This window comes from Planococcus sp. RAB007_Raresut (genome assembly GCF_057369535.1).
Genome location: NZ_JBXYIF010000085.1, coordinates 1 through 285 on the forward strand (window position 1 = coordinate 1; position 285 = coordinate 285).

Genomic DNA, 285 nt, shown 5'->3' on the forward strand with positions numbered 1-285 from the left:
GGGTATCTAATCCTAGTTTGCGCCCCAGGGTTTCGTTCCTCACCGTCAGAGCCGTTATGATTAGACGCCTTCGCCACTGGTGGTCCCTGCAGGATTACAACATTTCACCGCTCCCCTGCAAGTACCTCTAATCTCTCCCGGTCTCAAGTCTAGTAGTGTCCCCGGAATCCGCACAGTTAAGCTGTACGATTTACCCAAGAATTTACTAAACCGGCTACGAACGCTTTAGGCCCAATAATAGTGGCTACCACTCGGGGTGCCGGTGTTACCGCGGTGGCTGGCACG

At 53.7% G+C, this 285-nt stretch carries 1 rRNA gene; it reads right to left on the bottom strand.

Features of this window, described 5'->3' with window-relative positions:
* Positions 1 to 285, bottom strand: a 16S ribosomal RNA gene (locus AC2Q9J_RS17840); the annotation flags it as partial.